General features: G+C 63.0%; 7 protein-coding genes. 6 read left to right on the top strand and 1 reads right to left on the bottom strand.

What is annotated here, in order from left to right; translation table 11 throughout:
• Window positions 1-120: 120 nt before the first annotated feature.
• Window positions 121-486, bottom strand: a complete 366-nt coding sequence (locus tag QZ709_RS02210) for a hypothetical protein (protein ID WP_294635734.1) — start codon at window positions 484-486, stop codon at window positions 121-123.
• A 129-nt stretch (window positions 487-615) separates the two neighbouring features.
• On the opposite strand from QZ709_RS02210, the gene QZ709_RS02205 reads away from it, so the two are divergent.
• The 6 genes from QZ709_RS02205 to QZ709_RS02180 all read left to right on the top strand — a co-directional run bounded on the left by QZ709_RS02205 (window position 616) and on the right by QZ709_RS02180 (window position 6,523).
• Window positions 616-945: a hypothetical protein gene (locus QZ709_RS02205; protein ID WP_294635733.1), complete on the top strand. Its 330-nt coding sequence runs from the start codon at window positions 616-618 to the stop codon at window positions 943-945.
• Between the two features lie 85 nt (window positions 946-1,030).
• Window positions 1,031-3,301, top strand: a complete 2,271-nt coding sequence (locus tag QZ709_RS02200) for a DUF1549 and DUF1553 domain-containing protein (RefSeq protein ID WP_294635732.1) — start codon at window positions 1,031-1,033, stop codon at window positions 3,299-3,301.
• A 48-nt stretch (window positions 3,302-3,349) separates the two neighbouring features.
• A complete protein-coding gene (locus QZ709_RS02195; RefSeq protein WP_294635731.1) occupies window positions 3,350-4,801 on the top strand; it encodes a DUF1501 domain-containing protein in 1,452 nt (483 codons plus the stop codon).
• Complete coding sequence (locus QZ709_RS02190) at window positions 4,801-5,187, top strand: hypothetical protein (protein WP_294635730.1); 387 nt, start codon at window positions 4,801-4,803, stop codon at window positions 5,185-5,187. The genes QZ709_RS02195 and QZ709_RS02190 overlap by 1 nt, the downstream gene beginning before the upstream one ends.
• A 131-nt stretch (window positions 5,188-5,318) precedes the next feature.
• Entirely contained in the window at window positions 5,319-5,927 is a 609-nt protein-coding gene (locus QZ709_RS02185; RefSeq protein ID WP_294635729.1) for a c-type cytochrome, read from the top strand.
• Window positions 5,924-6,523, top strand: coding sequence for a peroxiredoxin (locus tag QZ709_RS02180; protein ID WP_294635728.1), 600 nt, complete (start codon window positions 5,924-5,926; stop codon window positions 6,521-6,523). The genes QZ709_RS02185 and QZ709_RS02180 overlap by 4 nt, the downstream gene beginning before the upstream one ends.
• The last annotated feature ends 11 nt before the right edge of the window (window positions 6,524-6,534 follow it).

Here is a 6,534-nt window from a genome sequence, read left to right as displayed (position 1 = left end):
ATGTGCTCACGTTGATCACTCCTGCACCCCACTGCTGCAAAAAACAGCAGGGTAGGTGGATAACGTGGCTCAAAATTGGGCGTGACGGATGCCCTTTAGTGGCTCAGTTTTGCTCGTGATTCAACACTCGTACCCCAACGTGATGGTCCCACCCAGGCGCGTGTTGCGTGTGACGCTGGGAATGTTGCGCTCCTGCAGGCGCGACTGGTCGTACTTGTAGTTCTCGAGGTCGGTGCGGAGGCCCTGGATGTCGGCTTTGGAGGCTGCCGTCCGCGCGTCGACACTTTCCTGCGACTCGCCTTCTGCTGGGGCGGCAGAGGACACCGACTGCTGCCGGACCAGCCCGCGCAGTTCCTCCACCTGGCGCTGCAGTTCTTCGACCGTGTTTTTCAGCGATTGGACCTCGCTGGTCTGCGCGTGGACGGCGGTGCCTGACAGCGCTAGCAAGGCTGCGAAGGCCACCTGAGACTTTTTCTGAAAGGACACTAAATGGCTCCTGCTTCAAGGGATTCCGAATATTGGGAGCCGACCTTTACGCAGGGTTTGTGCCAACCCCTTTCCCTGGTTTTTGAAGGTATTAAAGTCCCCTTGTGTTGATTTTTGTGAAGCACCCTGTTGATTTTTGCGCACGGTGGTGTTGAGGAATCACCTGGGGTGGCCGTGACAGCGAGGAGTCCTCCACTTCCTTGTTGTTTTGATATGGATATAAGTTCGATAAATATCCATAAAAATCAAGTACTTGAGCTCGATGTCTCGGTTGGTGATGTGGATGGGTTGGCTGGCGCGCAAGTTGCTCTATGCCCCATCGATCGCTGCGTGGGACTTCTCTCGCGGGGCCGGGTGAACAAACCTATTTCAGTTATTCCGTTGCGGGCGGATATGCCCAATGAAAGCAAGCAAATGAATTTTCTGCGTATTGCAAATGGAGGCTTTGGAAATGAATAACAGATGGCTTGTCTCTGCCGCGATGGGGCTGGTAGCTGTTTCTTTGCAGGCGGCCGAGCCCGCGCCTTCGACGGCGTCGAAACAAGTGCCCACCAAAGCCGTGGCATCGGCCGCGGCCAGCGGTCGGTGGAGCCCCTATCAACCACTCAAGGCCCCGGCTGTGCCCGGCGTGCAGAACACGCGGTGGGTGCGCTCGCCCATCGATGCCTTCGTGTTGGCCCAGCAGGAAACCGCCGGGCTCAAGCCTTCGACTGAAGCCGATCGGGCCACCTTCATCCGTCGCGCCACGCTGGATGCATGGGGCCTGCTCCCGACGCCGGAGGAGGTCAAGGCCTTCGTCAACGACAAGTCGCCTCAGGCTTACGAGAAGCTGGTGGACCGTCTGTTGGCCTCTCATCACTTCGGGGAACGTCAGGCCCGTCGTTGGCTGGACCTGGCCCGCTACGCGGACAGCACCGGCTTTCAGAACGACAACACGCGACCCAACAATTGGCGCTATCGCGACTACGTGATCAACGCCTTCAACAGCGACAAGCCCTACAACCGCTTCATCCAGGAGCAACTGGCCGGTGACGAACTGTGGCCGGAAGACCAGCAGGCCCGCATTGCAACGGGCTTTCTGGCGGGCTACCCCGACAACTACAACTCGCGTGACCTCATTCAGCGGAAGTACCAGATTGAGACCGACATGACGGATCTGGTCGGTGAGGTCTTCCTGGCGCAGACCATTGGTTGCGCCCGCTGCCACAACCACAAGTCGGATCGTGTCAGTCAAAAGGAGTACTTCCAGCTGCAGGCCTTCTTCGCCAACACGGCTTTCAACGAGAAGGCACCGCTGGCGAAGGGCTCCGAGACCGAGTTCGACCATGTCTATCAGAAGCAGCTTGCCGCGTACAACGAAGCCACGAAGGACATCCGCGCCCGCCAGAAAGCCATTCTCGATCGAGTGCGCGAGGCTGGTCGCAAGTACTACAACGAGCGCTACCTCGATGACAGCCGTGCCGCCATCTTCAAGCCCGAAGCCGAGTGGACGCCACTCGACAAGTGGGTGAACTGGCGCAAGCAGGCTGTGGCGTCCGACAACGAGATCGTCAGCTACCTGCGTGACACCGCGGAAGAGAAGACCCGCGCAGACTACAACGAAGACCACGTTGCCTTGTGGAAGGAGTACAAGGGCCTTCAGGAACAGCTCAAACAGTTCGACAAGCTCAAGCCGGCCAAGGGCAGTGCCACCCTGACGACCGCGCTGGAACTGACCAGCAAGGAGGTGCCGCCCACCCACGTGCGCTTCACCGGCATCCACGAGAAGCCACTGGAGGCCGTGAACCCCGGCATCCCGGCGCTGTGGGGCGGCAAGGGCGAAGTGCCCATCACGCCGCTGGCCCATTCTTCCGGTCGTCGCGCGGTTCTGGCTCAATGGTTGAGCGCCGACAGCAACCCGCTGACGGCACGGGTCTACGTGAACCGGGTCTGGGCGCAGTACTTCGACAAGGGCATCGTGCCCACGGTGGCCGACTTCGGTCGTGCCGGCCAGAAGCCGACCCATCCCGAGTTGCTGGACCACCTGGCCTCGAAGTTTGTTGGCGACGGCTGGAGCATCAAGAAGCTGCACCGCGAGATCCTGTTGTCGTCCACCTACCGCCAGTCGTCTGACGAGCGCAAGGATGTCGCGAAGCTCGACCCCGAGAACAAGCTCTTGGCTGTCTATCCGCGCAAGCGCCTGGAAGCCGAAGAGATCCGCGACTCGTTGCTGTACGCGTCGGGCCTGCTGGTCGACAAGGTGGGAGGACCGTCCGTGTTCCCGCCGGTGCTCAAGCGTGGCAACGACGTCGGCAAGTCGCAGGATTTCGCGGGCAACCGTGCATGGACCGTGTCCGATGACCAGGAGGACTGGCACCGCCGCAGCCTCTATGTGTTCACGCGTCGCAGCTTCCCATACCCGATCACGCAGAACTTCGATCCGGCCAACCCCAACAACCCGCATCACAAGCGGGATGTGACGACCACGCCGCTGCAGGCCCTGACCCTGTTCAACAGCGAGATTGTCTTTGACTGGAGCCAGGCGCTGGCGGGCCGCGTGATCAACGAGGCCGGGGCGAACGAGGATGCCCAGCTCAATCGGGTCTACCAGATCCTGTTTGCCCGGGAGCCCAACAAGACCGAGCGCGCTGCGCTCAAGCAGTTCCTCGCCGATCAGCAGATTGCCATCCGTCAGAAGGTCGCCGAGGGCAAGTTCGAGGTGGCAGTGCCGTGGGGCCTGAAGAACACCAAGGGCTATGACCCCATCAAGTCAGCGGCCTTCGTGGACCTCGTGCACACCGTCGCGAACTCCAACGACTTTGCCTATCGCTTCTGACCGGACCCATCCGGCTGACGAACCCTCATCCAGACAAGGAATCAGAGCATGAACAACGAACAACGTCGCGCCTTCCTGCGCCAGGCCGGCCTGGGCCTCGGTGGTGCAGCCCTCGGCGGCTTTCTTCCCGGGATCGGCTACATCGGTGCCGCCACCGCAGCCGAACTGGCCGACCCGCTGGCACTGAAGTCGCCGCACTTTCCCGGCAAGATCAAGTCGGTGATCTGGCTGCATCAGAACGGCGCGCCCTCGACGCTCGACCTGTACGACTACAAGCCGGAATTGCAGCGCCTGGCTGGCGAGCCGGTGCCGGCTTCCTTCCTCAAGGGCATCAAGACCAGCACGCAAGGCGGCGTGGGCAAGCTCTTCGTGTCGAAGGAGCGCACCTGGAAGCAATATGGGGAGAGCGGCGCCTGGTTCTCGAACCTGCTGCCGAACCTGGCCCAGCACGCCGACAAGCTCACCTTCATCAAGTCGAGCACGACCGTGGGCGCCACGCACGACATCTCGATCCTGAAGCTCAACACGGGTGACCTCAACCCGGGGCGGCCGTCGCTGGGTGCCTGGATCACGTATGCACTGGGCTCGGCCAACCCGGATCTGCCGCCGTACGTGGTGCTCTACAACGGCGACCGCGAGCCGTCGGCCGGCTCGGTGAACTGGGCCTCTGGCTTCCTGCCGGCGGTGTACCAGGGCACGGCCTTCCGCCCGGGCGAGAACCCCATCCTCTACCTGAACCGACCCGACCTGCGCAGCCCGGCGCAGCAGCGCGCTTCGCTGGACCTGCTCAAGCGTCTGAACAACATCGGCGCCGATCGGTACCCCAGCGACACCGAGCTGCGGGCCCGCCTGCAGTCATACGAGCTGGCCGACCGCATGCAGACGGCCGCCCCGAAGGCCGTGGACATCAGCAAGGAAACGGCTGCCACCAAGGAGCTGTATGGCCTGAATGACAAGACCAGCCAAAGTTATGGCGAGGTGCTGTTGCGGGCCCGCCGTCTGGTGGAGAACGGCGTGCGCTTCGTGCAGGTGGTCTCCGGCTTCCCTGAAGGCGCGGACATCGACCGCCAGAGCTGGGACGCACACAGCGAGCTGGACCAGAACCACGCCGTGATGGCGCGCATGGTCGACAAGCCGATTGCCGGCCTGCTGCACGACCTGAAGGAGCGCGGTCTGCTGGACACCACGCTGGTGGTGTGGACCTCAGAGTTCGCGCGTACCTCGTGGGGTGAAAGCGGCAGTGGCCGGGATCACAACCCCTGGGGTTACACCCAGTGGCTGGCCGGGGGCGGGCTGAAGGCCGGCTTCACCTACGGGGAGACCGATGACATCGGTCTGCAGGTGGCGGACAAGGACAAGTCCGTCGACACCTATGACCTGCATGCCACCGTGCTGCACCTGATGGGGCTCGACCACCTGAAGACGACCTTCATTCACAACGGCCGGTCCGAGCGCCCCACCGTCGTGTACGGCAAAGTTATCAAGGACATTCTGGCCTGATGCGCAAGCCGTCTGCTTTGATCTCGCTGAGTGTGCTGAGCTTGGCCATCGGTCTGGTCCACGCCGCCGACGCTGCGCTGGACATGGACTTGATGCAGAACGTGGAGGACGTCAACAAGAGCCTGGCATCGAACATCGCCCTGCGTGATGCCGGCGCTTCGGCCAAGGACGCCGAGGAACTGCACACCCTGTTCCAGACAGTGGAGAAGCACTACCTGGCCAAGCCGGAAGCACCGGACGGCCTGGCGCTCTCGCGCAAAAGCCTGCAGCTGACCGAGAAGATCCAGCAGCAGGTGGGTGCACAGGACTTTGGCGGTGCCTCGGGCTCGGCCACAGAGCTGTCGCGCACCTGCCGTGCCTGCCATACGTTCTACAAGCAGTCCTGATGAGGCAGGGGAAGTCGGTGAAGAGCGCCCTGTCCAGTGTGCTGCTGTGTCTGATGGCCGCCCTCCCATTGTGGGCGCTGGCGGCCGGCACGCCTGTTCGAAGAGGGGCGACTCTTCAGGCTGCGACTGCCATGCCGAGACCCGGTGATGCGGCGCTCGGCCAGCACAAGGCCGATGCCGAACGCTGCATTGAATGCCACGGTGCAGACGGGCAAGGCCATGGGCACAGCAACGGGCCCGAAGGCAAGTTCGCGCGGCTGGCCGGGCAGCAGGCCGCCTACATCGTCAAGCAGATTCAGGACTTCCGTTCGGGTGCGCGCAAGCACGACCAGATGGCCATCATGGCTCGCAGTATCACCGACGAAGACGCGGCCGACATTGCTGCGTACTTCGCGTCGCTGCCGTCCATGCGGGGGGACGCCCGCGACGTCAGCGAGCTCGGACGCCGGCTGTACGAACAGGGCGATTCCGTTCGGGGCGTACCTGCCTGCGCAGCGTGCCACGGCCCACGAGGCGAGGGGCTGCGAGCTCAGCCGCTGTCGCCCGTCCTTGGCGGGCAGGAGTGGCGCTATCTCGATCAGCAGTTACGCAACTGGCGCAGCGGGGATCGCCGTAACAGTCCGGGCGGCGTGATGAGCGATGCAATCCGCCCTCTGACTGATACCGAGATCGAGGCCCTGGCCTCTCACCTGTCGGGGCTGTCCGCCCATTCCGATCAACGAGGAAACACCACACCATGAACAAATCTGTCGCCGGCGCCGTGCTGGCCCTTTCTGCCGCCTGGCTCGCGTGGCCCGCCCACGCCGCGCTCAAGGAGGGTGACATCGCCCCCGACTTCCGCCTTCAGGCATCACAAGCGGGAAAGCCCTTTCATTACGCGCTCAAGGACGCGTTGCGCAAAGGACCGGTGGTCGTCTATTTCTATCCTTCAGCCTTCACCAATGGCTGCAACGTGCAGGCTCACCTGTTTGCGCAGAACGTCGAGAAGTTCGCCGCGGCGGGTGCGTCGATCGTCGGCGTGTCGCTCGACAGCATCGCGCGCCTGAACGATTTCTCGGCCGATCCGCAGTTCTGTGCTGGAAAGATTCCGGTGGCGTCGGATGCGGATGGCCAGGTTGCCCGTGCATTCGATCTGCCGGTCACCGAAGTGCCCGCCGGGCGCAAGGACACCCGCGGCATCGAGATCGACCATGCGCGCACCGAACGCACGACCTTCGTCGTCACGCCGGATGGGCGCGTGGCTGCCACGGTCGGCGGCGTGTCGCCTGACCAGAACGTGCGCAAGGCGCTGGAGATCGTCCAGCAACTGGCTGCCACCAAGGGGCGCAGGTCCTGATCCTCCCTTTG

This window comes from uncultured Aquabacterium sp. (assembly GCF_913773725.1).
GTDB lineage: Bacteria > Pseudomonadota > Gammaproteobacteria > Burkholderiales > Burkholderiaceae_C > Aquabacterium.
The sequence above is the reverse complement of the archived record's forward strand: the minus strand, read 5'-3'. Positions and strand labels throughout refer to the sequence as shown.

Excerpts from the sequence above, each read along its gene's own strand:
- QZ709_RS02195 (WP_294635731.1), top strand. The coding sequence starts at position 3,350 with ATGAACAACGAACAACGTCGCGCCTTCCTGCGCCAGGCCGGCCTGGGC.
- QZ709_RS02190 (WP_294635730.1), top strand. The coding sequence starts at position 4,801 with ATGCGCAAGCCGTCTGCTTTGATCTCGCTGAGTGTGCTGAGCTTGGCC.
- QZ709_RS02185 (WP_294635729.1), top strand. The coding sequence starts at position 5,319 with ATGCCGAGACCCGGTGATGCGGCGCTCGGCCAGCACAAGGCCGATGCC.
- QZ709_RS02180 (WP_294635728.1), top strand. The coding sequence starts at position 5,924 with ATGAACAAATCTGTCGCCGGCGCCGTGCTGGCCCTTTCTGCCGCCTGG.